Genomic DNA, 23211 nt, shown 5'->3' with positions numbered 1-23211 from the left:
CTAGTCGAATTTAAGTTTGTTTAAAGTACTTCCTCTACTTGTTTTTCTGCTTGAGATAAATCAATTTCACCTGATAAAAGGCGAGGGAGGAGATAATCTCTTATTTCACTAAGTTGTTTATTAATGTTATCATTTTTATCTATTAAACTGTAATATGTTAACACTTGTTTATTATATTGTTCTATAGTTTCCTCAGGTGGTATTATTACTTTTATAGACTTTAAACTTGTTTGTGTTATTAATGGTTGAGTCGAACCACCTGTTATTAGAGAAAAATCTATATTTTTAAGAACAGCATATAAAAAACTATAGTAATATGCTTTTAAGGGGATTAAAACCAGAGAATTGTCAGAAGGCCAACATGGTTTTGAAACTCTAAATACCTTGCCAATTGTCCCTACACGACCAGTAATAAATATAGGTTCATTATACAAATATTCATTTGTAACTCCCATAGGCCCCCCTCCCCCAAATATAGGGTATTCACCTATATCTTTAATCTTAGGACGTTTACCACTTGATACTTTTGCCAAATCTTTAACTTGACCAATTTTCCAATTATTTGGGATAACTCCTGATTCCGACCCAACAAATTCCCCGTCTTGAAACGGTCCAAAATCAACAAACCAATGCTTATAAAGCGTCATGGCCATTTCTTCGAGGGTTTTGTTCATCTCTACATTGAGTTCAATTTTCCTATCAATACTACCTAGAATGGATGAAATTCTTTTTTGCGTTTCAAGGTCAGGTATCGAAATTATTTGGTCCTCAAATTGTTGTTTATCGACCCTCTGTCGCCCCGATGTACCTACCATCAACCTTTCAGCATTTTCGCGAAATGACTTGTTAGTTACAAGATAATACACAAAATCTGTATCTGTGATACCCTCTTTACCACGTAATACGATAAACTCGGTTGAACCAAACCCTTTCCCATTTTTAAGGTTTTTCACCTGTGCAATCTTGCCATTCTCAAGGCAGGGTGTTATTCGCGCAAAAAGTGTATCACCATTCTCAAATTTTGCTCCGCCAGACTTAAATTCTCTTTCTTCCTTTGCTTCTACTGGTTTATAAAAAGGTTGAATAACATCCATACTCACAAATGGATATATTTCACCTTTTCTAAGTTTTACAGTGGGGTTTACCTCGACTAAGTCCTTTAATTTTCCTTCAATCCATTTACTCACATCAATTCCTCCAAGTCCCTCTTAATCTTTTCTTGAAGGCAATTAGACTCTTCAAACTGTTCTAAAAGACGTTGTGTCAATTCAGCCATCTTTTCTTCAAACGGTACATCGTCCTCATTGGATACTTCCGTCCCAACATAAATCCCCGGTGTTAATTTGTAGTCATTGGCTCGTACTTCATCAATTGTTGCAACTTTACAGAACCCGGCAATGTCTTCGTATCTTTCTGCCCCTTCGTATTTGTAGGCACGATAAACGGCAGCGATTTGATCAATTTCCTCTTTAGACAGCGCTTTTTGCTTGCGGCTGACGAGCGTTCCCATTTTGCGGGCATCGATAAATAAAATTTCATTTTTTCTTGCCCGATAGCCGTTTTTGCCGTCACGATTTTTGCTTAAAAAGAATAAGCAGCATGGAATGCCTGTGGTAAAGAACAATTTTTCAGGCAATTGAACAATGCAGTCAATATACCCTTCATCCACTAATTTTTGACGGACCTCTTTTTCCTCTTTCACATTCGTTGTCATTGCTCCGTTTGCCATGACAAATCCTGCTGTACCTGTATCGTTTAAATGATATAAGAAATGCTGCATCCACATATAGTTCGCATTGCTGTTTGTAACTGGCCCGATTAAGCGCGGGTCATTTTTGGATAAACGGTCTGCTCCCCAGTCTTTTTGGTTAAACGGCGGATTGGCAATCACGTAATCGGCCTTTAAATCAGGGAACTGATCGTTTAACAGCGAATCACCCAAGCGAATTTCCGCATTGATGCCATGCAATAAAACGTTCATTTTTCCAAGACGTACGGTCGTTACGACATTTTCTTGCCCATAAAACGAAAGAGCGTGTTTGTTTGGCGCATATTCTTCACTTTGTATAAACATCCCGCCGCTGCCGCACGCTGGATCAAACACAATCCCGCTTTTCGGCTCCAGCATGGCAACAAGCAATTTAACGATACTGGATGGCGTAAAGAATTCTCCACCTCTGTTGCCTTCGGAAGCGGCAAAAGAACTAATAAAATACTCATATGTACGGCCCAATATATCTACACTGTCATCCGTATTGGCGCTAAATACATCACGAGAAAAAATTTCGATTAATCCCGCCACGTTTTCAGGCGGCAAGTTCGAACCTTGGTAAATTCGCGGCAATATGCCTTCAAGTTCTGGGTTTTCCTCTTCAAGACGCTTCATCGCATTATCAAGAATCTCTTTAATATTCGGCTGCTTGGCGTTTTTCATAATATAAGACCAACTTGCTTCTTCAGGCACGACAAAGACGTTTTCTGCCTTATATTGGTCCGGATCGGTGATGATGATTTGCCGCATTTCATCATCTTCCGTATACCAATCGCTTTTTGGATCTTTTACGATTTGCTCTAATTCTTTTCGGCGCTTTTCGTACTTGTTAGAAAGATAGCGCAAAAAAATTAATGGAAGAACATAGTGTTTATAATCAGCAGGAGCCACACTCCCGCGCATTTTATTGGCAGCCTCAAACAAATCTTTCTGAAAATCGATGTCTGCTTTTACAGTCATATTGTGTTCACCCCTGTTAGTTTCAAAAATAGTAAGAACCGTTCTTTCAACGCAGTCGAAACAATCGCAATCATGTTTGACTATGGAATCAGATCTATTTTACTAAAACATCCGAGAAAACAGTATCGAAATTTGTCGAAACAGAAATTGTTTCCAAAGGGAAGAAGGGCCGCTTTTCGGTCATAACCGCCTGGTCATCCATCATTCACCCCTCCCCCATCATCCCCACCACCTCGCGAAACACGGCCGACGGTTGTTTGCGGAGCAGTTCGGCGGGGATCGTTTTTTGCTTTGCGCCGTTTGTGATCATGAGCCGATCGTCCTCGAGGCGGATGGATATGTTTTTGACCCGGTATGCGGTGATCTTGGACGCTCCGTCCAAGTAGCGGGCGTCGAGGTCGAAGCGGATGCGGTCGGACAGCCGCCTCAGCAAGCGCCAAAGGGCGATTTCGTCCTTTGATTTCATGAACAGTTCCGGCAGTTCTTTCGCCTGTTTGAGCGTGTTGAGCGTCGTCATCGCGTAGACGGCAATGCCGTAGCCGACCGGACGGATGACGTTTTTGAGAGGCTGCCAATGTTCGACTTCGAAACGGACGTAGTCGTCATCGCTTTGTTTTGGCAGTTCGGTGATGTCCGAGCGTTTGATGATTTTCACATCAGCGATTTTGCCGAAACATGTGACCCCGTTTTGCGGCGCGGCTCCCCGCTTCGGGTAAAGGGCGATGTAGCGCGCGTCTTGCCAGCCTTTTTTCAGCTGCTTCACCGGGATATGGTAGAAGCGGTGTTTTCGGTAGACTTCGTAGTGCCGCGCGCTTGGCACCATGCCGACAAGCACATGCTCATCGAACGCCGACCGCCATTCTTCGATAATCCCTTGCGGCAGGATGCCTTCGTTTTGCAGTTCTTCGGGATTTTTTTCAATCAGCCGCTCGATGAACTGTTCGACGAGACGGGTGGCGTTCGGCAAAAACGGCAGGCCGCCGATGTTGACGTCGTTGATGCTTTTGTACAGTGGGTGCGCCTGGTAGCTGTCTTCGTCATGCCACGGAAACAGCACATAGGCGCCAAAGGCGGTGCGCTCGTATGGGCCGCCGCGGCGGGCGACAAGGGAATCGCGGTAGCGGTGCATCGTGTTGATGTCGTCTTCCATCGGGCCCGGCATTCCGTACCGTTTTTCGTATGGGCTGCCGGAGACGGCGAAGTCAAGGCGATATTTGGCGTCGAAAATGTAGTTGAATGTATAGTCCTTTCCCTTCTTTTCAATCGCCAGCACCGTATCGGGCATTTGCGGGACGGTCGGCAGCCTTCCTTCGTACGGCTGATAGGTCAGCGTGATTCGCTCGCCCGTGTGCGGATGTTCGTACACCCGCTTGGCGGAGCGGCTTTTTTCGAGATTGACGAACAGCCCTAAGCGGTTTACTTGGATGACATTTTGGCTGATGAGGGTGTATTTTTTCCCGAGGAGCTGGCCGAGTTTCAAAAACGTCCAATACTCGTACAGCGTGGCGACATCTTTGACGGACATTCGGTACAGCTTCCCTTGCAAGGCGAGGCCGCGGGTGATGATGAGAAACAGCTGATAGGCGTCACGGTACCCGGGCGCCATTTGCAGGACGAGGCTCGCAACAGAGCGGTCAAGCCGCCCGATCGGCCGCCAAAAGGGGCGGCGAAGCTGCGTTTCGAGCGCGTCGATCCTCGATTGGATGCGCTCCAGCAAATCCGGATCCGGTTCTGTTTCGTACCGTTTTTGTTTCCCTTGCACGTGTTCGAACAAATCGCGCAGCTTCTCGACAAGGCGCACCATCATCCATTTGACGAACCGGTTTTCGAGCGTGTCATACGTCAGTTCCTTTTTCGCTTTGAGCCCCGACCGCGGCATGACGGTTCGACTTCCGATGTCGATGCCGCGCTTGACATCACAGAACACGTGCGGCCGTTTGCGCAACTCGTTTCTTCCGGCCGCATCCAGGCGGCCGAGCTGGTCGCCGCGCACCCTCACATGGACGGTGAACAGTTGATGGTGCGGCTGCCGCTCGATATGGCGAATGGCACGCAAAAAGTCACCGATATGCGCGTCCATGAGCCGGAAAAATTCGCTTCTTGACGGCGTGCCGCTGCGCTTCGCCTTCGCTCGCTGGTACGTGCGTTTAATGAAATGAAAGGCGAGGTTGTAAATTTCTTCGCTCACTTCATCAAGCAGCCGCTGGTAGTCTTGTTTGTATGTCAACTTCGTCGGGAAAATTTCGATCGTCACCTCCAAAACGGAGCGGTGGCCGTCGCGGACTTCGAATGTCGACAGCCCGATCTCGTTCGGAAAATGGAGATTGCCCATCAACACCGCCTGTCCGCCGATGTCAACCAGGCTGATGGCGTTTCTCAGCGCTGGCGACTCATGATAAAAGGAGAGCGCCCGGTCCGTTTTCGGAACGACGAGCAGCTGGTAGACGCCGTTTTCGAAGAAAATCGGGCGGTGGCCCCCTGACCACTCAACAAGCTCTCCGGCGTCAACGTCAAACAGTTTGACGTCCAAAATGCCTTCCCCGCTGGCGAAAAACTCCATCGTCTCGTGGAAATCGAGGCGGCGGTACTGCTGGAGCCCTTCGTATTGTTCGTGGTACGGCCTCCCTTTGATCACCAGCGTGAGCTGATTCGTTTCGATATGGACGAGCTCGCGATCGTCACGCCCCAAGCCAGAACGAAGTGAAGCCATCGTCTTCCAACCTCCGCAGCATCTGCCAAATTTTCTCCGCGCTTTTGGGATAACGGGCATACGACACGTCCAGCATGCCGCTGTAATCACCGTCCGGTTCAAAACCGGCGCACAGGACGAACAGCTGCTTGAGCGCTGTTTCGAGCCGCGCGTCGCTCCCTGAGAGGCGCGGCAAAATTTTTTGCATTAGGCAAAAGTCAAACGCCTCGTCAAATTCCATCAGCTTTCCTTCTTCGTTGTACGCAAGGTAGAAGCAAATTTCATCGCGGACGCGGTAGCCGATATGAGCGTTAAGCGACATGAGGATGCGGTTGATCTCCACGAGCTTTTTCGTCACGGTTTCAACAAGCTCCGGGCAGTGTGCGTGCACATCTTTCAAATGCAAATACCGCGCCGCGAACAGCTCCTGCCCGACGGACAGGGGTGCGACGGCCGGCAAGCCGCGCAAAAAGTCAAGATGGTCGAGCCGGACGCGGTTGAACTCGATCGTGTTCGCCCGGTCAAGCACTTTTTTGCTGAAGGGGTGGGTCGTCTCGTCCATGTTGACCGTGCCGACGATGTAGACGTTCGGCGGGAGAAAAAGATCGCACCTTGCCGTTTCTCTCGGCAGCAACCGCGACGAGGTGATGCGCCCGTCTTCCCAGCGGCGGCTTTCCATGACGCTTAAGACATCGCTGAAGTAATGCTCAACGCGGGCGAGGTTCATCTCGTCCAACACGACGAAATACGGCTTGTCCGGATGCTTCCCCGCCTCGATGATGACGTTCGTGAGCGGCCCGGGCTTGAAATCGCCTTTAATGTCGACATAGCCAAGCAAGTCCGAGCCGTCTTGCCAATCCGGGCGGACGGGGATCAAGGTGAAGCGGCCGTTGTCTTCCGTCGCGCCGACGCTCTCGGCGAGCCATTGAACGATTTTCGTTTTCCCGGTTCCGGAAATGCCGCACAAGATGACGAACGGTTTTGTTTTTAACGATAGAAAGAGGTTGGCCACTTCCTCTTTCGTATAGTAAAACCCTTTGGCGGATATGTATGAGTGAATATGCTCAACCGCTCCCCGATAGGAAAGGGCCGGCGCGGGCGACGCCGCCGGTTCGGTTCGCTCCACATATTGCCGATAATGCCCGGTCATCGTTTCGAGGTCGCGCACGAGCTGGTCGTCGGATGGCAGATCGGCAAACGAATAGACGATATACGCCGCCACCGATCGTTCATAGTCTTTCGCCCGCTTGCTTTCGCCAAGACGGATGTCATCATCCGTCCGCACGCGTTCCCCGGGGAGAATGAGCCGGCGGATGTCCCGCTTCACCCGCTCCATTTCCTCTCTCGGCGTCTCCGTCACCCCTTGGGCGAGCGTCAAATAGAGCCGGCGCATATCTTCACTGAACAAGTAGACGATATAATACCCCCGCTGCGTCGAATCCGTCACCTGTTGATCCATCACCGCCACCCACGGCACAGCGGCCCAATTTCCGCTCTTTCCCACTGAACCTTTCACCACATATCGGTCAGGCGGCAGAAAAGGCAGCGCTTTCAATGCCTCTGGAATCGCCCGCGTCACCAGCTGAAACGACCGACGCTCTTTTGACAGTTTTTCGCGTTTTTCTTGTTCGTAAATGGCCATCACTTGGCGGAAAAGATCGTGCAATGACATAAGAATGTCTCCTTCGTGTCGAAATGTGTTTCCTCGTTTCTATTTTTCTTCTATTCTACTAAAAAAGCAGCCTTCTCAACTAGTGAGAGAGCTGCTTTTTCGAGCGTTCGCAGAGGGGGAACATGTTCAGGAAACCCATTCGCCAGGTGGCATCTCTCCGCCATTTCCACAAACGCTCGATCGGGTTGAGCGGCGGCGAATATGGCGGAAGATAAAGAAAAACCTTCGCTCAAACCATGATGGAACTCTATAATGCCCTGTGATCGCCGTGCAAAATTCGTGCAACATTTTTTCGGATTCTATCGTTTTTTTCGGGATTTCCAAAAAAAGAAAAACGACCGCAAACGCAGTCGTATCAAGGAGTTTAGGAATTTCAATCCGAACTCGTCGGGTGCTAGAAACGGCCCCGAGAGGATTCGAACCTCCGACGCACGGTTTAGGAAACCGACGCTCTATCCACTGAGCTACGGGGCCATGTTGATCGTTTTCTTCGTATACGCGTGAATTTGGCGGCGGCTTGTCTCCGTTTCATGAGCGAAAAGGACCGCGGGGCATAGAGGCAGCCGCCATCTCACCTCGAATCCCTTTCAAACGCCGAGAATGAGCTTGTGTCGCCCGTTCCACGTTTTCGTCCGGAAAACGGCTAATGGCGGCGTTCGCTTCAGCGCCGCGCAGCCGGTCAAAGGCTTGGGCATATGTCCAAGTTGTCAGCGAACGGGAGGCAAGACGCAGCCGTGTTCGTCGGCGCAGGCGGCGTTTTTGTGTCAGACGCGTATATTATAAACTGATTTTTGTGCGTTGTGAACTACCCACCACCCACACTTCGCTTAGAGGTGGGGGCTTCAAGCAACTTGTGCGTGTTCGCCGAACGGTAAGCCGCACACAGAACTCTTTACGCTTCCCTTCGTTCCGAAGATGCCCGCTCTCACCATATTCTATCATATTCGTTGGCTAACGCCAACCGAAATTCATCTCCCACCTACTCCTTGCGTTACACCATTCGCGTTCCTTGAGGCGGAGACTTCTTTCGGAAATTCGTTAAATGATCAAGGGCCAAAATCGAATAGGCGATATATGCCGCCCCCGACCGTTCGCCATCTTGCGCCCGTTTGCTTTCGCCGAGACGGATGTCATCATCCGTCCGCACGCGTTCTCCGGTAGGAATGAGTCAGCGGATGTCCCGCTTCACCCGCCCCATTTCACCTCCTGGCGTCTCCGTCACCCCTTGGGCGGGCGCCAAATAGAGGGACGAGAGGGATTCCTCATTTCGAGATGATAACGAGAAACGGATATGCTACAATGGAGATAGGTCGATCGGCGCAAACATGCGCAACGGGACGCTATAAAGTTTCCCCATTCACGAGGAGGAGTGAACCATGAAAGCCCCTGCCTTGTTTCTCGCTCACGGGTCACCGATGTTGGCGATTGAGGACAATGCGTATACATCCTTTCTAGCGAAGCTCGGGGAAGGCATTTACCCAAAGGCGATTGTCATCTTTACCGCACATTGGATGACGCGCAAGCCAACCGTTTCGGCAGTAGAAGGGACGTACGGAATGATTTATGATTTTTCCGGTTTTCCGTACGACTTGTATGAAATCGCTTACCCGGCGTACGGGTCAGTTGAGTGGGCGGAACGCGTGCGCGAGCGCCTCGCTGGTGTGGCGGAAGTGGCCGTCGATCGGACGCGCGGGTTGGATCACGGCTCATGGGTGCTGTTACGTCGCTTGTTTCCGAAAGCGGACATTCCGGTTGTACAGGCATCGGTGGTGCCCTGGTGGACGCCGAAGCAATTGTTCCAGCTCGGCGAGGCGCTGCGCCCGCTGCGGGATGAGGGAGTGATGGTCATCGGCAGCGGCGGGACGGTGCACAATTTGATGGCGCTCCGCTGGGAAGGGCATGCCGAGGCGGACGCGTGGGCCGTGTCGTTTGATGATTGGCTTCTCAGCCAGTCAGCCGCTCGCAGTGAAGACGTGTTCGATTATGAGAACAAAGCGCCGTACGCCAGGCAAACCGTGCCGACGCCCGAGCACCTCGCGCCGTATTGGATCGCCTACGGCGCAGGCGGCCGCGACCAAGCGCCGCGCGTCTTGTTCCGCGAATACCAGTATGGAAGCTTAAGCTTGATGGCGGTGGCGTTTTAATGGAAAACCCGCTCCCTGCTTCAGCGCATGGGGGCGGGTTGTTTTTTAACATCTTTCGAAAGAAGTCTCCCACTTCTAAGCGAAGTGTAGGTGGTGGGTAGTTCACGTCAAAGTACGGGAGCTTACTTTCCGCAACACTTTAGACGAAATCGCGTTCGATTTGAAAACCGTTTTCCCTTTCTGTGAACTTGCCTGTCTGATATACTAGGGTGGAAGGAGGTGAAGGTAATGGAAGAAAACACAATATTGGCGCAAATTTTGCACCCGTTGGATTTGTACGCGGCTGATATGCGCAAGCAGTTCGAGGCGCTCTATGAAAAATTCGACTCGCTTCAACACCAAGTGCAAGCATTGAACGAAAAAACGAACACGATGGATAAGCGCGTCGAAGACATGGACAAACGCATGGAAGGAATGGACGGGCGCATCGAGGAGATGGGCGGCCGATTTGAACGGCAAATCGCCCAGTTGGAGCGCACCATCAACGAACGGTTTGAACGGCTCGAAGCGAAGCTTGGCCACATCCGCGTCGAACTGGCCGAAACACAAGAAACGGTCGACTTCCACTCCGTCAAAATCGCCCAGCACGATCGAAAAATCCGCCATCTTCTTCACACCCGATAAATCCATCAACCATCATGCCCCCGCTCTTTCATCAAGGCGGGGGCATTCACATTAAGACAGCTCACGGGCCAGATCAGCCGCTAAGGCGGCGTTGTTTTTCACTAAGGCGATGTTCGCTTGCAAGCTTTTGCCTCCGGTTAACGTCTTCACTCGGTCAAGCAAAAACGGGGTGACCGCTTTGCCGGTGATGTGCTGCTGTTCCGCTTCGGCGAGCGCTTGTTCGATGATGGCGGTGATATACGACTCTTCCAGTTCGTCTTCTTCGGGAACCGGGTTGGCGACGACAATGCCGCCTTGAAGCCCGAGCGCCCATTTCGTTTCGATGAAGCGGGCGATGTCGGCGGCGCTGTCTAAGCGGTAGTCGACATGAAACGGGCTTGTCCGCGAATAGAACGCCGGCAGGACGTCCGTCTGATGGCCGATGACCGGAACGCCGTGCGTCTCCAAGTATTCAAGCGTCAAGCCTAAGTCTAAAATCGATTTCGCCCCGGCACAGACGACGGCGACGTTGGTGCGCGCGAGCTCCTGCAAATCGGCTGAGATGTCCATCGTCTGTTCGGCGCCGCGGTGCACGCCGCCGATGCCGCCGGTCGCAAATACACGGATGCCGGCCATCTGGGCGCAAATCATCGTCGCGGCTACCGTTGTCGCTCCGTGTTTTTTCATGGCGACGACATACGGCAAGTCGCGGCGGCTCACCTTTTCCACGTCGCGGCTTGTCCCGAGCTGTTCAAGCTCCTCTTCAGTCAGCCCGATTTTGATTTTTCCGTTTAAAATGGCGATAGTTGCCGGCACGGCGCCGCGGTCGCGGATGATCTGTTCGACGTCTTTTGCCGTTTGCACATTTTCCGGATACGGCATGCCGTGCGAGATGATCGTCGATTCCAAGGCGACGATCGGCTTTTGTTCCGCCTTGGCTTGGGCGACTTCTTCGGAAAAAATGAGAACATCCTTCATTGTTTTGTTCCTCCTTGGTGGAAATATTGTTCATACGTGGCATGCAATGTTCGTTCATTCAATGCGCGATTGACCGTTTCGGCTGTTTGCAGTGTGAGCGCTGCATTGCTCATTCCGAAGCGGCAAGCGTCTTCAACCGAAAAGCCGCCGAGGACACCGTACAAAAATCCAGCCGCAAAAGCGTCTCCCGCTCCGGTGGCGTCGGTGACCGTTACGTTGGGCGCCGCGAGCGTCCCTCTTTCCCCTTGCTCGGTGGCATACGCGACGCCGTTTGCGCCGCGCGTGACGACGACGTTTTCAACACCAGAACGAATGAGCGCTTCCATGGCTTCGGTCACGCTGTCCCCCCCGGTTCCGGCAAGCGCTATACTTTCCGCTTCATTCGTCACAAGCCATGTCACCCCATGCAGACAGGGCGGGAGCCGCTTGACTTTTGGAACCGACACGGTCACGACACAAAGCGGGAGGCGCTCCCTGTGGCACTGTTCGATCGTCCATCGAATGGCGTCACTTGGAAAATTCGTATCGAGCACGACGGCCGAGACGGGACTGAGTTCGGACCACCGCTGCTTCATCCATTCGTCTCCCACTGTATCATAAACCGCCATATCCGCCAAGGCGACGACCATTTCACCGCGTTCATCAAGCACCGCTGTATACGTCCCGGTGTTCGCTTTTGCCGTTCGCACGATGTGCCGTACATCCACATACGGGCCCGTTGCGTCGATAAGCCACTGTCCGTCGTGGTCATCCCCGACGGCGCTGACGAGCGAAACAGTATGGCCAAGACGCCCTAAGTTTTCCGCCACGTTTCTCGCCACCCCGCCTGCCGTTTGCGTCGTGGCGACAGGATGGGACGTGCCAAGCTGAAACGGCGCAAGCAACCGCGCTTTCCGGTCGACATTCGCCCCACCGATGCAGACGATCGAGACCGCTCGTCGCATGCCTTTTCCCTCCTCTTCCAATGAACACCGCCGCGCTCTTTTCCCTACTTCAAAAAATAGTTTTGAAAAACCGAGCGGCGGTGCATGTCAAAGCCCCACGATCATTGTACCACATTCCGTCCATCATAAAAAAACACCCCGCCAATATGACGGGGTGCCGATGTTCGATTGTTTAGTTTTTGTACGCACAATACGGACGCAGTTTGACGCCGATCAGGCTGCCAAGGAAGGCAAAGACGAACCAGACCCAGCCATGGACGCTGAACGAAGCGATCCCGCTAAAATACGCGCCGATATTGCAGCCAAAGGCCAACCGGGCGCCATATCCCATCATCAGCCCGCCGATAAGCGCGCCGACCGTCATACGCGTCGGCCGCTTCCATTGAACCGGCTTTGTGTAGCGACCCGCGAGCGCCGCCGCCAATAAGGCGCCGAACATTAAGCTAATGTCCATGACCGTTGTTTTATCGTAGTAGAGCGGGTTGGCAAGCGCCTGCCGCTTCGCTTCATCTTGCCAATACGCCCAAGCGGTCGGGTCAACGCCGAACAGCTGCACGAATTTCGCTCCCCAAAGAGCGAAGGCGGATGTAATGCCCCATGGCGACCCTTTCACCATCAACACGAGCACGTTCATCACCGCAAGCAACAAAGCACCGACAAGCAGCGACCATGGTCCTTTATAAATGACTTTCCACCCATGACGATTCTCCAGCGGCGCGGCAATGAGTTGGCCATGACGCCGCTTTTCCATCACTGTCACCACATAGTAAACGACCGCCAGTAAAACAAGCTGCAGCACGAACCCACCGAATGCGCCAAACTGGGCAAGGAGTGAAATCGGGTCAACGTGCGGCATATTCGTCCACACATCAAAATGAGTGGTGGCAATCACCGATCCGGCGATGAAGCCGATGAGCGTCACAATGCCGTTCGCATCGCCGCCGCCAATATGGTACAGCGTCCCGGACGCGCAGCCGTCACCAAGCTGCATGCCGATGCCAAAAATAAACGCACCGATCATCACCGCAAGGCCGACATCATGCACATTGCCGGCAACGGCATGGCCGAAAATCGATCCTTTGACGAGCAGCGGCAAAAACAGCGCGCTGGCCACCGCCATCATGATCATCTGCGCCCGGATGCCTTCTCCTTGGCGGTAGAGAATAAACTTTCGCCATGCGGACGTAAAGCCGAAGTGCGCCTGGTACAACACAAATCCGCCAAACGCCCCCAACACGTACAAAAGCGCCTGTTGCCAAGAGACTTGGCTATATAAGAACAACGTGCCACCGATCAAGACGAGACAGGAGACGGCAATGATCCACGTGGTCGGATGTTTCGGAGCGCCTGCCGCCTGCTTCTCGCCAACGCCGCGTTGCTGCGCAGTCATTTCCATTGGTGTATTTCCCCCTTTGATGGTTGTTGATTGATGTATTCTATAATACTATAAAACACATTGTTTTTCTATGATTTAAATAAAAAAATTTCACTGTTGCGGTTGGTCGGGTATAATAACAGACGAACCATTTCCGGAGGAAGGGGAATTGGCATGTGGAACGAGTTTAAAAAATTCGCCGTCCGCGGCAATGTCGTCGATTTGGCGGTCGGGGTCATTATCGGCGGAGCGTTTGGCAAAATCGTCTCTTCGCTCGTCAATGACATCATCATGCCGCTTGTCGGCTTGCTTTTGGGCGGGATTGATTTCAGCGGCCTGTCGTGGAAAGTCGGTGAGGCGGAAGTGAAATACGGGGCGTTTCTGCAAACGGTTGTTGACTTTTTGATCATCGCGTTTTCGATTTTTCTGTTTGTCAAACTGATCAATACACTGTATGAACGGGTGAAAAAGCAGGAAGAAGTCAAAGAAACCGCGCCGACGCTGACGAAGGAGGAGGAACTGCTCACCGAGATTCGCGATTTGTTAAAGTAGCAGCGGGAGACGATGTGAAAGCCTGTTTCGGGGGTGGACAGGCTTTTTTAGGGAGGATATTTCGATGTGATGCTTGTGGACTTGAAATGGACAGAGATCGAAACGCCAGCATCAATCTTTCGAGATATCCTGCATAGCGACGGGTACCGTGAGTGACACGGGAAGTGAAGCCTTCGGAGCGTCAATCAAACGAGAGTAGCTTCGGCGAAATCGGACGCGATGAACAAGGAAGCAAACGAAAACTTCTGCAACGTTCTTGCAGAGTTTTGTAAGTTTTGCGTAACGGTTCCCCTTGTTGGCGAAATGATACCACTGCTCCGAGAACGACGATAACCCAAACGGCGCCCCAGCCAAAACGGGCGCCGCTTCTGTTTCCGTCAAAGCAGCCAGTGCGCAAGCGGGGCGGTGAGGATGAGCGTCAATACCGTCCGCTCGAACCAGATGACAAGAAGCCGCGGCAGGCTGAGCGGAATTTCGGTTGATATAATGCATGGGATAACAGCCGAGAAAAACAAAATGGCCGATACCGAGACGACAGCGATGATGAATTTCGTGACAAGCGGAGCTTCAGTGACGAGCAAGGCTGGCAAAAACATTTCGGCGATTTCAATAGCGGATGCTTTGGCGGCCAACAGCGGTTCAGGGATTTGCAACAAAAGGGTGAATGGATAGAACAGGTAGCCCAACCAGTCAAACAGCGGCGTATATTCAGCGAGCAGCAGTCCGATGAGTCCGACTGACATAATCGACGGCAAAATGCCCATCGTCATGATGAAACCATCGCGCAAGTTTTCCCATATGTTCGTCCCGATTCCTTTTGACTGCCCTACCGCTTTCATTGCCTCGGACCAAGCTTGTTTCATGTAGTTGCCCGTCACTTTTTGTTCAGGATCCCCTTTTCCATCGCAATACTCATCGCTCATGCGGTTCAGCGGCCAAAGTCGGGCGGTGAGCGCCGTGACGGCAAACGTGACAAGGAACGTCACCCAAAAATACGTGTTCCAGATCGACATCAACCCTAATGTTTTGGCGACAACAACCATAAACGTCACCGACACGGTGGAAAAGCCGGTGGCGATGATGGCCGCCTCTTTCACCGTATATTTTCCTTCTTTGAACACCTTGTTGGTGATCAACAAACCGATCGAGTAGCTGCCGACAAAGGATGCGACGGCGTCAATCGCCGAACGGCCCGGCGTTTTCCAAATCGGCCGCATGATGGGCTGCATCCAGACGCCGACAAATTCGAGCAGCCCGTAACCAACCAGCATGGCGAGAAAAACGGAGCCAATCGGCACAAGGAGGCCGACGGAAATAACGAGCTTATCGTACAAAAACGGCCCCATATCCGATCGGAACAGCCATGAAGGACCGACCTGAAACACCAACATGATCGCCACGATCAATCCAAGAACTTTCAATATTGAAAAAACCGCTGTCACTGCATCTTTATTCCATGTTTTCGTATAAAAGGGGTAAATCGCCCCTAACGCGATCACAATCAACGCATAATACGGAACAAGTGCCGAAAACTGTGTGCGAATCCACGTTACAATGTGGTCAAGCAAAATGGACGATGTGCCGCCAATCGACACTGGAACAAAAAACACAAAAATCCCGATGGCGCTAAAGACGAAAAACTTCCATGCGCCGCTTGCCGGTGTTGGTGTCGGCACGGATGGCGCCATATTTGTATCCGATTTCATTCTCCTCCACCCCCATTGGTTTTCTCATAAACAAACGGTGACGGCGCAGCCGGAAGCATCATCGCTTCCGGCGCCATACGTCTTGACGGAAGAGCCGTTCCCCCTTTAGATGCGCACCTTCCCTTCCTTCACCACCACCTTCCCATTTTTGATCACCGTCTCGATATGGTTGATCCCGTAATAGTACATCACCTGCACATAGTTCGGCACTTGGAATATAACCAAATCCGCCTTCTTCCCCGGCTCGAGGCTGCCGACGAGATGGGCGCGGCCGATGGCGTGGGCGGCGTTGATCGTGGCGGCGGCGATGGCTTCCGCGGGGGTCATGCCCATATGCAAGCAGGCCAGGCTCATGACAAGCGGCAGCGAGACGGTCGGCGACGAACCAGGGTTGCAGTCGGTCGCCAAAGCGACGGGAACGCCGGCGTCGATCAAGCGGCGGGCGTCGGCGGCTTGGGTCATGAGGAAAAACGCCGTGCCCGGCAAGAGAACGCCGATGACGCCGCGCTCGGCCATGCGGCGGATTCCCTCGTCCGATGCGCGAAGCAAGTGGTCGGCGGAGATGGCGCCGACTTCGGCGGCCAGTTCCGCCCCGCCGTACGGTTCGATTTCATCGGCGTGAATTTTCGGCGTCAAACCGTACGCTTTTCCGGCTTCCAAAATGCGGCGCGCCTCGTTGGGAGTGAAGACGCCGCGCTCGCAAAAGACGTCGTTGAACTCGGCGAGCCCCCGCCGGCTCACTTCGGGAATCATTTCGTCGATGATGAGGCGGACGTATTCGTCCGGGGTATGCTTCCATTCCGGCGGAACAGCGTGGGCGCCAAGGAAAGTGGACACGACATCGACCGGATGCGTGTCATCGAGCTGTTTGGCGGTCTCGAGCTGCTTCAGTTCGTGCTCCAGGCTTAAACCGTAGCCGCTTTTCGCCTCGACCGTTGTGACGCCATGAAGCAAAAACTGGTCGAGCCTCCGCTTGCTTTCGTCATACAGCGCTTCTTCTGACGCTTGGCGCGTCGCGTTTGTCGTCGCATGGATGCCGCCGCCGGCGTTCATGATCTCCATGTACGTCGCCCCGCCGAGGCGCATCGTCCATTCGTGTTCGCGGCTGCCGGCGTACACGAGATGGGTGTGCGGATCGACAAGCCCGGGCGTCACCGTTTTGCCTTTGGCATCAATGACTTCGGCCTCGGCGAGCCGGTCGGCAAACTGGCGGGCCAGTTCATCGTCTGGGCCGACCGCCGCGATCGTGCCATGTTCGATCCAGACGCTGCCGTTTTCCATGATGGCAAGGTCGCTCATCTTCTCCTTGACGAGCGGGGCCGCGGAGCTTCCCGCCAGCGTGACGAGCTGGCGGGCGCGGCGGACAAAAAGCGGGCGCATGCATCTCTCCCCTTTCTACTTCAGCATCGGCATATCGATGCCTTTTTCTTTCGCCGTCCGAATGGCAAGCTCATAGCCGGCGTCGGCGTGGCGGACGACACCCAACCCCGGATCGGTCGTCAGCACCCGTTCCAGCCGTTTTTCCGCCTCTTTCGTCCCGTCGGCGACAATGACCATGCCGGCGTGAATCGAATAGCCCATGCCGACGCCGCCGCCGTGATGGACCGACACCCAGCTCGCGCCGCCGACGGCATTCACGAGCGCGTTTAAAATCGGCCAGTCGGCGATGGCGTCGCTTCCGTCTTTCATTCCTTCCGTCTCCCGGTTCGGCGAAGCGACGGAGCCGGAATCCAAATGATCGCGGCCGATGACGATCGGCGCTTTCAGCTCGCCTTTGGCCACCATGTCGTTGATGATTTTGCCGAATTTCGCCCGCTCGCCATAGCCGAGCCAACAAATGCGCGCCGGCAGCCCTTGAAATTTGATGCGTGTTTGCGCCATGCGAATCCAATGGCAAAGGCGCTCATTGTCGCGGAATTCGCGCAAAATGACTTCATCGGTTTTGTAAATGTCTTCCGGATCGCCGGAGAGCGCCACCCAACGGAACGGCCCTTTTCCTTCGCAAAAGAGCGGGCGGATGTAGGCCGGCACAAAGCCCGGAAACGAGAAAGCGTCCTCGACTCCTTCGTCTTTCGCCACCTGGCGGATGTTGTTGCCGTAGTCAAACGTCACCGCCCCTTGCCTTTGCATTGCGAGCATCGCCCGCACATGGGCGGCGATCGACTGTTTCGCCCGGGCGATGTACTGTTTCGGGTCGCGCGCCCTTAGTTCAGCCGCTTCCTCAAGCGTCAACCCGGCGGGAATGTAGCCGTTTAACGGATCGTGGGCGGACGTCTGGTCGGTCAGGACGTCCGGAACAAAGCCCATTTCGACGAGACGCGGCAGCACTTCAGCTGCATTGCCGACAAGGCCGATTGACAGCGCTTTTTTCTCTTCCTTCGCTCGTTTTGCCATCGCAAGTGCCGCTTCCAAGCTATCGGTCATCGTGTCGAGGTATTTCGTATCAAGGCGGCGCTGAATGCGGGCCGGATCGACTTCAATGGCGAGGCAGACGCCGCCGTTCATCGTCACGGCAAGCGGCTGCGCCCCGCCCATGCCGCCAAGGCCGGCGGTTAAGGTGATCGTTCCGGCCAACGTGCCGCCGAAATGTTGGCGCGCCACTTCGGCAAACGTTTCATACGTCCCTTGGACGATTCCTTGGCTGCCGATGTAAATCCAGCTTCCGGCCGTCATTTGTCCGTACATGATCAGCCCCTTTTTGTCAAGCTCATGGAAATGGTCCCACGTCGCCCATGCCGGCACGAGGTTGGAGTTGGCGATCAGCACGCGCGGCGCGTCCGGATGGGTGCGAAACACCGCCACCGGCTTGCCGGATTGGATGAGCAGCGTCTCGTCGTTTTCCAAACGAAGAAGGGTATCCACAATCGCTTCGTAACATTCCCAGTTGCGCGCCGCCTTGCCGATGCCGCCGTACACAATCAATTCATCCGGCCGCTCGGCGACATCGGGGTGCAAGTTGTTGTTTAGCATGCGCAGCGCCGCTTCTTGAATCCACCCTTTCGCCTGCCGGGCTGTGCCCGCAAGCGGGCGCACCGTCCGTTTCTCTGCCATTGTCATCCTCCTTTTTTCTTTTATTGTAAAAAAGGGCGGCCGCCGCTTCGATAGACAGCGCTTTCAAATTTATGCACAATCTTTCGAAATGTTTCTTGATTTTTGCCTTTCTCCCATCACTTTTTTTCGCAATTGTCCTTTTCTTTTGACTCCCCGGCCACGGACCCATCCTGCCTGGCGCCCGGCGTGAGCGCGGCTTCTCACGGTGCATAGATTTGCCTTCAACCGGATCGCCTGAGGCACGCGCATTTTCATGAAAAAAACGCCTACCGCGGCGGAAGGGCCCGTTGCCCGTCGCGGTAGGCGGTCGGCGTCTCGTTCAGCTCGGCTTTGAAAACGCGCGTCAAATAATGGGCGGTGCGAAACCCCGTTTGTTCAGCGATTTCTTTGACCGACAAGTCCGTCTGCCGGAGCAGACGCTTCGCTTCCTCGAGCCGCCGGTTCGTCAGCCACTGGCGAAAGGTGATGCCGCGCTTTTTCGACAACAAATGGCTGAAATACGCAGGGCTGCGTCCGGCTGCGGCCGCCGCTTTCTCAAGCGTCAGCGACGGGTCGCGAAAGTGCGCTTCCATGTAGCGGAGACCGCGCTCCACGGCATCGGCGCGCGCGCCTTCCTCGGCTTGTTTCGCCTCGTGAAGCAGCCGGTATAAAAACAAAATCAATTCCTGGACGATCCGGTATAAGACGGGGTTGTACAAAATTTCGTGAAAGAGGCGCATATACTCCCGCTCCGTCATGCCGCGGTCAAGGCGGTACGTTTTCATAAACCGGCGAATTTGCGCCAAAATGCTTGTCAGCCTCGTCCGCACCATCTCCGGGCTCGGAAACGGCGGCGTCCAATGCCAAAACTCGCGCTGCAGCCATCGTTTCACCGCTTCGTAGTCGAACCGCTCGAGCATCCCGATCCATTGCCGCTGCTCCTCGGGCGTCAAAAACGGATCAAGCTCGCGCTGCTGTTCGTATTCGGGCGCCGGGGCGATCACCTGGCGGTAGCCGATGAAAAACGTCGTCTCCAGCAACCGGCGGGCCGCCTGGTATTGCGCGCGCACCGTTTTCCGGCCGTCCGGCGGCATCGCCACGATCGCGAGCGGCTCATGGTGGTCTTCCTCCCAATCGCGCAACAGCTTCCACGCCGCCTCTTTCCCGTCACCCGGCAGATCGAAAAGCAGGCAAACCGCCATATAAGTCAGCGGCAACACGCGCGCCCGGCCGCGAAACGGATAGTCCGTTAAAAAGCGAATCACTTCCGGAGACAAAGCCGGCTGTTCCGCCTGCACCAACCATACATGAGGGGAGGCGGCGGGGTCATCGCAAAATAACGAACGGTAATCATGATGAGGACCCTCTCCCCCCGCAGCCAGGCTCGGGCGGCTTGGGAAAAGCGAAGCCGCCGTTCTCAGCGCCTGCTTCAGTTTGGCGGGCTCGAGCGGCTTGACGAGCAAATCGACGCATTGCCAGTCGATGGCTTGCTTCGCCCGCGCGAACGTCGCCTCGGCGGTGGCGGCGATCACCCGCCGGCAAAACAGGCGGACGTGGGCCGTCGCCCTCGGCCATTGGTCATACGGAATCATATCAAGTTCGACGTACAACAGCTCTGGCGCCTCCTGCTCAAGAAGCACCATCATCTCCTCGACGGTGGCCGCTGTATACACGTGCTCGATCGGCAGCGAATAGGCGGAAACGAGCCAGCGGATCGCTTCCCGTTCTTTGTCATCCCGTTCGGCAATGACCAACTTCACGTTCTCACCGCCTTGGCTGCAAGCGGCGGAAATGAAGGAGCGCCTCCATGCAAAAGGCGGCGGCTAACGCCACCGTTTTTCCTCCTTCATCCAACCGCGGATTGACTTCGCAAAGATCGATGCTTATCGTTTTCGGATGGGAAACGATGCGGCGGATGAGGGCGCGCGCCAAAGCCGGAGAGAGCCCAAACGGCGACGGCGCGCTCACCCCCGGCGCGGCCGCCGCGCTGATGGCGTCCATGCAAATGGTGAGCATCACCGCATCGTGCTTTGCGGCAAACTCCTCGATCTGTTCATAAGCGGCGTCAACGTTGGCGGTCAGCTCGTCCTCGAGCACGTACCGGCAGCCGTACGCTTCGGCATCCGCAAACAGCGCCGCCGTGTTGCCGAGCCGCTGAATGCCGAGGCAAAAATAACCGGCCCGTTCGTCTTGATCCAATATTTGCCGAAACATCGTCCCGGATGTCGGACCGTCATCGTACGGCCGCAAGTCGAAATGAGCGTCAATGTTGATGATGCCGATCGTTCGCTCGCGGCCCAGCGCCTTGCGGACGCCCAAGTAATGGCCGTACGCCGTCTCATGGCCGCCGCCGATCACGATAGGCGCCATGTTGTTTTGCAGCAGGCGGGCGACCGCTTCACCAAGTTCCGCCTGGCTTTGTTCGAGCTGTTCCTCAACATAAACGACATCGCCCGCATCGTAAGCTTCGACCCCTTCCGGAAGGTGCCAAGGCAGCCGGGCAAGCGCCGCTTTGACGGCGGCGGGCGCCTCTTTCGCCCCTTGGCGTCCTTGGTTGCGGCGCACGCCTTCGTCGCAGGCAAACCCGATGAAGGCCGCCGCCCGTTCCGCGGGCGCGAATGGCTGTGACAAATCAAGCAAGCGAATGCGCTGATGAAGACGAAACGCCCGCTCGTCCTTCACGCTGTCGATCCGTCCGGTCCAGCGGCTTTCCTCCGGCTGTTGATACATCCGACCATCCCCTTTCCGTTGTCAGCTGCTTGTTTCTTTCGCCGCCGCTTTGCCGTTCTCCTTCCCGCACATGCGAAAAGAGGAAATCGCTGCCGTTTGGCGAATAAAAAACATGATTGACAACAGAAGGGGTGTTCGCGATGAAGCCATTGACCAACTTACATGACGTTATCGCCGGGCAAAGCGCGCCGCCGCCATGCGATGAGGCGCTTGGCGTCCGCTTGACAGAAGCCCGGGACGGCTATGCGAAAGGAGTATGGACAATCCGCGAATCGCTGCTTAACGGCAACGGGGTTATTATGGGCGGGTTTGTCGGGGCGGCGGCGGACGCTCTAATGGCGTATGCGGTAACCACTTTGCTTCGCGATGACCAACTGCTCGCCTCCATCAACTTGCAGACGACATTTCACCGCCCGGCAGCAGTGGGGGAAGCTGAAATCGAAGCAAGAGTGGAAAAGTTCGGGAAAACCATCGCCTATGTGACTGCTGTCGTCCGGCAAAACGGCAAAGAAGTAGCGAGCGCTACATCGTCGGTGCTCGTCATGGACAAACCGTGACGCGACGGGTCGCCTCCTAAACTCAAGACGAAACAGCAGCGAAGTGAGGACGAGAGGACAACGGCGGCCAAACGCCGGAGAAAGCGCTGTTAAACACAGCAGCTCTCCGGCGCTTTTCGTTGCTGGATCAAGCGCGGACAAATGTTTTCGGCATGACGACCGCTATGACTTGCCCGCTGGCGCATCGTTCGCCGTTGACGAACACTTCGGTGTCCACTTGCCATTTTTTCGGATGAATCTCCGTCACCGTTCCGACGGCGACAAGCGGCACGCCATGCGGCGTCGGCTTGACAAAGTCAACATGAAGCGACGCGGTGACGAAACGCGGCGGCGTTTCCCCGCTTCCCGGCTCATGGCCGTTTTTCCGATGCAAGGCCAGCGCCGCGGAACCGGTGCCGTGGCAGTCGATGAGCGAGGCGATCAGCCCGCCATACACAAACCCGGGAATCGCCGTATGTTCCGGGCGCGGCGTATAGACGGTCACCGTTTTGTCCCCGTCCCAGCCGGTGCGGAAATGATGGCCTTGCTCATTCAGCCGTCCGCAGCCGTAGCACCAGGCGAATTCATCCGGGTAGTCGTCTTGAATGGCGCGAATGACTTGCGGCTCCATCTGTTCTCCTCCTCTCCCCCTTTATATATACGCGATGCACCGCTCCTTTTCCTTCTTCCACGGCTAAACCGCGCCGCCGCGACAAAAGGCGGCCATCGGCATGGCCGCCTTCCCTTCCGTTCATTGTCCTGGCTCGTAAAATTCGATCCATTCGCCGTCCGGACCGAGGAAAAATAAATATTTCGCCCCGTTCGGGAGCTCGGTAATATCTTCCCATACAAGCGACACATCAAGCGATTGAAGCCGTTCTTTTTCCTGCTCAATGCCTTCCACCGTAAACGCTACATGGTGCACTTTTCCTTCGGTTGGCAAGTTTGGGTTGTACCCTTCGATCAGTTCGACGATGATCGAACCATCGATCCCTAAAAACGACAGTTTCATCGTCCCGTTCGTATGGATCATTTCGCTTAACAGCTCAAGGCCGACGACGTTTTGGTAAAATGCCTTTGATGCCTCGATGTCTTTGACTTGAATGCCGACATGTTCAAATTTTTTCACTGCCATCTGTTGCTTCTCCCTTTCTGTCATGAAGTGAAAAACACCGCCTGCAAGTACGGCGTCCATTGCATCGGCCGAATCCCTTTTTTCGCAAGTTCGGTCCATATGTAGCGGTCAAGGGCGTACGGACCGGCTGCCCTCCATTCGTCTGCCTCATCGACGGTCAGCAGAACAGAAAACGCCGTTCCGCGTACCTCCCCATACAAATGAATATACTTCCCCCCGCGGTCGACATGCGCCACCGCCTGCGGATCAAGCCGGATGAGTTCCGCCTGCACACAGCGCATGACATGAACAGCAAACGCCGCAGCTGGCAAATGCGCCGCCATGCAGTCGCGAAGCGAATATCGTTCCGCCACTGCTTTCCCTCACCTCCCATCCATAAAAAACCC

The 23211-nt window shown here is 54.3% G+C and carries 21 protein-coding genes, 1 tRNA gene and 1 pseudogene; 5 read left to right on the top strand and 18 right to left on the bottom strand.

The genetic code is table 11. The features are described 5' to 3' along the window. Positions 1-20: 20 nt before the first annotated feature. The 7 genes and pseudogenes from M493_RS06500 to M493_RS18830 all read right to left on the bottom strand — a co-directional run bounded on the left by M493_RS06500 (position 21) and on the right by M493_RS18830 (position 8239). Entirely contained in the window at positions 21-1187 is a 1167-nt protein-coding gene (locus M493_RS06500; RefSeq protein WP_020959505.1) for a restriction endonuclease subunit S, read from the bottom strand. Next, positions 1184-2731 (bottom strand): type I restriction-modification system subunit M, encoded by a 1548-nt coding sequence (locus M493_RS06495; protein WP_020959504.1) that lies wholly within the window; start codon positions 2729-2731, stop codon positions 1184-1186. The genes M493_RS06500 and M493_RS06495 overlap by 4 nt, the downstream gene beginning before the upstream one ends. Before the next feature lie 205 nt (positions 2732-2936). After that, positions 2937-5441 (bottom strand): restriction endonuclease-like protein, encoded by a 2505-nt coding sequence (locus tag M493_RS06490; RefSeq protein ID WP_023817572.1) that lies wholly within the window; start codon positions 5439-5441, stop codon positions 2937-2939. Then, positions 5410-7092, bottom strand: a complete 1683-nt coding sequence (locus M493_RS06485) for an MrcB family domain-containing protein (protein ID WP_020959501.1) — start codon at positions 7090-7092, stop codon at positions 5410-5412. Before M493_RS06485 ends, M493_RS06490 begins: the two co-directional genes overlap by 32 nt. Before the next feature lie 79 nt (positions 7093-7171). Next, positions 7172-7306: pseudogene (locus M493_RS19085) on the bottom strand (IS630 family transposase); the annotation flags it as partial. Positions 7307-7493: 187 nt separating this feature from the next. Further along, a tRNA-Arg gene (locus M493_RS06480) sits at positions 7494-7566 on the bottom strand. Between the two features lie 517 nt (positions 7567-8083). Beyond that, the gene (locus tag M493_RS18830; protein ID WP_020959500.1) at positions 8084-8239 is read right to left on the bottom strand and encodes a hypothetical protein; all 156 of its coding nucleotides are present in this window, start codon (positions 8237-8239) and stop codon (positions 8084-8086) included. 229 nt (positions 8240-8468) lie between these two features. Here M493_RS18830 and M493_RS06475 point away from each other — a divergent pair, with 229 nt between their 5' ends. Together M493_RS06475 and M493_RS06470 are read left to right on the top strand one after the other, a co-directional pair. Continuing rightward, positions 8469-9236, top strand: a complete 768-nt coding sequence (locus tag M493_RS06475; protein WP_020959499.1) for a DODA-type extradiol aromatic ring-opening family dioxygenase — start codon at positions 8469-8471, stop codon at positions 9234-9236. A gap of 228 nt (positions 9237-9464) precedes the next feature. Beyond that, complete coding sequence (locus M493_RS06470; RefSeq protein WP_020959498.1) at positions 9465-9860, top strand: hypothetical protein; 396 nt, start codon at positions 9465-9467, stop codon at positions 9858-9860. A gap of 51 nt (positions 9861-9911) precedes the next feature. Here M493_RS06470 and M493_RS06465 read toward each other — a convergent pair whose 3' ends face one another. The 3 genes from M493_RS06465 to M493_RS06455 all read right to left on the bottom strand — a co-directional run bounded on the left by M493_RS06465 (position 9912) and on the right by M493_RS06455 (position 13157). Then, on the bottom strand, positions 9912-10817 hold the full coding sequence (locus M493_RS06465) for a pseudouridine-5'-phosphate glycosidase (protein ID WP_020959497.1): 906 nt from the start codon (positions 10815-10817) through the stop codon (positions 9912-9914). Next, a complete protein-coding gene (locus M493_RS06460) occupies positions 10814-11761 on the bottom strand; it encodes a carbohydrate kinase family protein (RefSeq protein ID WP_020959496.1) in 948 nt (315 codons plus the stop codon). Before M493_RS06460 ends, M493_RS06465 begins: the two co-directional genes overlap by 4 nt. A 172-nt stretch (positions 11762-11933) precedes the next feature. Then, positions 11934-13157 carry a YeeE/YedE family protein gene (locus M493_RS06455; RefSeq protein ID WP_020959495.1) on the bottom strand — a complete coding sequence of 408 codons (1224 nt, stop codon included), beginning with the start codon at positions 13155-13157 and terminating at the stop codon, positions 11934-11936. A gap of 153 nt (positions 13158-13310) precedes the next feature. On the opposite strand from M493_RS06455, the gene mscL reads away from it, so the two are divergent. Then, positions 13311-13688, top strand: coding sequence for a large conductance mechanosensitive channel protein MscL (gene mscL / locus M493_RS06450; RefSeq protein WP_020959494.1), 378 nt, complete (start codon positions 13311-13313; stop codon positions 13686-13688). 14 nt (positions 13689-13702) lie between these two features. Continuing rightward, positions 13703-13825 carry a zinc ribbon domain-containing protein gene (locus M493_RS19080; protein ID WP_420480328.1) on the top strand — a complete coding sequence of 41 codons (123 nt, stop codon included), beginning with the start codon at positions 13703-13705 and terminating at the stop codon, positions 13823-13825. Between the two features lie 240 nt (positions 13826-14065). Here the strand turns inward: M493_RS19080 and M493_RS06445 are convergent, their stop codons facing one another. From M493_RS06445 to hutG, 5 genes are all read right to left on the bottom strand, one after another. After that, positions 14066-15394 carry a YjiH family protein gene (locus M493_RS06445; protein WP_020959493.1) on the bottom strand — a complete coding sequence of 443 codons (1329 nt, stop codon included), beginning with the start codon at positions 15392-15394 and terminating at the stop codon, positions 14066-14068. A 105-nt stretch (positions 15395-15499) separates the two neighbouring features. Beyond that, complete coding sequence (hutI, locus tag M493_RS06440) at positions 15500-16774, bottom strand: imidazolonepropionase (protein ID WP_020959492.1); 1275 nt, start codon at positions 16772-16774, stop codon at positions 15500-15502. A 15-nt stretch (positions 16775-16789) separates the two neighbouring features. Then, the gene (gene hutU, locus M493_RS06435; protein WP_020959491.1) at positions 16790-18445 is read right to left on the bottom strand and encodes a urocanate hydratase; all 1656 of its coding nucleotides are present in this window, start codon (positions 18443-18445) and stop codon (positions 16790-16792) included. Between the two features lie 266 nt (positions 18446-18711). Continuing rightward, the gene (locus tag M493_RS06430; RefSeq protein WP_020959490.1) at positions 18712-20184 is read right to left on the bottom strand and encodes a helix-turn-helix domain-containing protein; all 1473 of its coding nucleotides are present in this window, start codon (positions 20182-20184) and stop codon (positions 18712-18714) included. Between the two features lie 4 nt (positions 20185-20188). Then, entirely contained in the window at positions 20189-21154 is a 966-nt protein-coding gene (hutG, locus tag M493_RS06425) for a formimidoylglutamase (protein WP_020959489.1), read from the bottom strand. Positions 21155-21294: 140 nt separating this feature from the next. Between hutG and M493_RS06420 the strand changes: the two genes are divergently transcribed. After that, a complete protein-coding gene (locus M493_RS06420; protein WP_020959488.1) occupies positions 21295-21711 on the top strand; it encodes a PaaI family thioesterase in 417 nt (138 codons plus the stop codon). A 127-nt stretch (positions 21712-21838) separates the two neighbouring features. On the opposite strand, the gene M493_RS06415 is transcribed toward M493_RS06420, so the two are convergent. The 3 genes from M493_RS06415 to M493_RS06405 all read right to left on the bottom strand — a co-directional run bounded on the left by M493_RS06415 (position 21839) and on the right by M493_RS06405 (position 23178). Continuing rightward, the gene (locus M493_RS06415) at positions 21839-22321 is read right to left on the bottom strand and encodes a PaaI family thioesterase (RefSeq protein WP_020959487.1); all 483 of its coding nucleotides are present in this window, start codon (positions 22319-22321) and stop codon (positions 21839-21841) included. Between the two features lie 120 nt (positions 22322-22441). Continuing rightward, a complete protein-coding gene (locus tag M493_RS06410) occupies positions 22442-22825 on the bottom strand; it encodes a VOC family protein (protein ID WP_020959486.1) in 384 nt (127 codons plus the stop codon). 20 nt (positions 22826-22845) lie between these two features. Beyond that, the gene (locus tag M493_RS06405) at positions 22846-23178 is read right to left on the bottom strand and encodes a hypothetical protein (RefSeq protein ID WP_020959485.1); all 333 of its coding nucleotides are present in this window, start codon (positions 23176-23178) and stop codon (positions 22846-22848) included. Positions 23179-23211 lie beyond the last annotated feature (33 nt).

Source organism: Geobacillus genomosp. 3 (assembly GCF_000445995.2).
Classification (GTDB): domain Bacteria; phylum Bacillota; class Bacilli; order Bacillales; family Anoxybacillaceae; genus Geobacillus.
Note: the sequence above shows the minus strand (reverse complement) of the source record. Positions and strands in the feature narration are given on the sequence as shown.

Bases quoted from the DNA above. Each gene is read 5' to 3' on its own strand.
- M493_RS06495 (WP_020959504.1), bottom strand. From the start codon at position 2,731: ATGACTGTAAAAGCAGACATCGATTTTCAGAAAGATTTGTTTGAGGCT.
- M493_RS06490 (WP_023817572.1), bottom strand. From the start codon at position 5,441: ATGGCTTCACTTCGTTCTGGCTTGGGGCGTGACGATCGCGAGCTCGTC.
- M493_RS06485 (WP_020959501.1), bottom strand. From the start codon at position 7,092: ATGTCATTGCACGATCTTTTCCGCCAAGTGATGGCCATTTACGAACAA.
- M493_RS06475 (WP_020959499.1), top strand. From the start codon at position 8,469: ATGAAAGCCCCTGCCTTGTTTCTCGCTCACGGGTCACCGATGTTGGCG.
- M493_RS06470 (WP_020959498.1), top strand. From the start codon at position 9,465: ATGGAAGAAAACACAATATTGGCGCAAATTTTGCACCCGTTGGATTTG.
- M493_RS06465 (WP_020959497.1), bottom strand. From the start codon at position 10,817: ATGAAGGATGTTCTCATTTTTTCCGAAGAAGTCGCCCAAGCCAAGGCG.
- M493_RS06460 (WP_020959496.1), bottom strand. From the start codon at position 11,761: ATGCGACGAGCGGTCTCGATCGTCTGCATCGGTGGGGCGAATGTCGAC.
- M493_RS06455 (WP_020959495.1), bottom strand. From the start codon at position 13,157: ATGGAAATGACTGCGCAGCAACGCGGCGTTGGCGAGAAGCAGGCGGCA.
- mscL (WP_020959494.1), top strand. From the start codon at position 13,311: ATGTGGAACGAGTTTAAAAAATTCGCCGTCCGCGGCAATGTCGTCGAT.
- M493_RS06445 (WP_020959493.1), bottom strand. From the start codon at position 15,394: ATGAAATCGGATACAAATATGGCGCCATCCGTGCCGACACCAACACCG.
- hutI (WP_020959492.1), bottom strand. From the start codon at position 16,774: ATGCGCCCGCTTTTTGTCCGCCGCGCCCGCCAGCTCGTCACGCTGGCG.
- hutU (WP_020959491.1), bottom strand. From the start codon at position 18,445: ATGGCAGAGAAACGGACGGTGCGCCCGCTTGCGGGCACAGCCCGGCAG.
- hutG (WP_020959489.1), bottom strand. From the start codon at position 21,154: ATGTATCAACAGCCGGAGGAAAGCCGCTGGACCGGACGGATCGACAGC.
- M493_RS06420 (WP_020959488.1), top strand. From the start codon at position 21,295: ATGAAGCCATTGACCAACTTACATGACGTTATCGCCGGGCAAAGCGCG.
- M493_RS06415 (WP_020959487.1), bottom strand. From the start codon at position 22,321: ATGGAGCCGCAAGTCATTCGCGCCATTCAAGACGACTACCCGGATGAA.
- M493_RS06410 (WP_020959486.1), bottom strand. From the start codon at position 22,825: ATGGCAGTGAAAAAATTTGAACATGTCGGCATTCAAGTCAAAGACATC.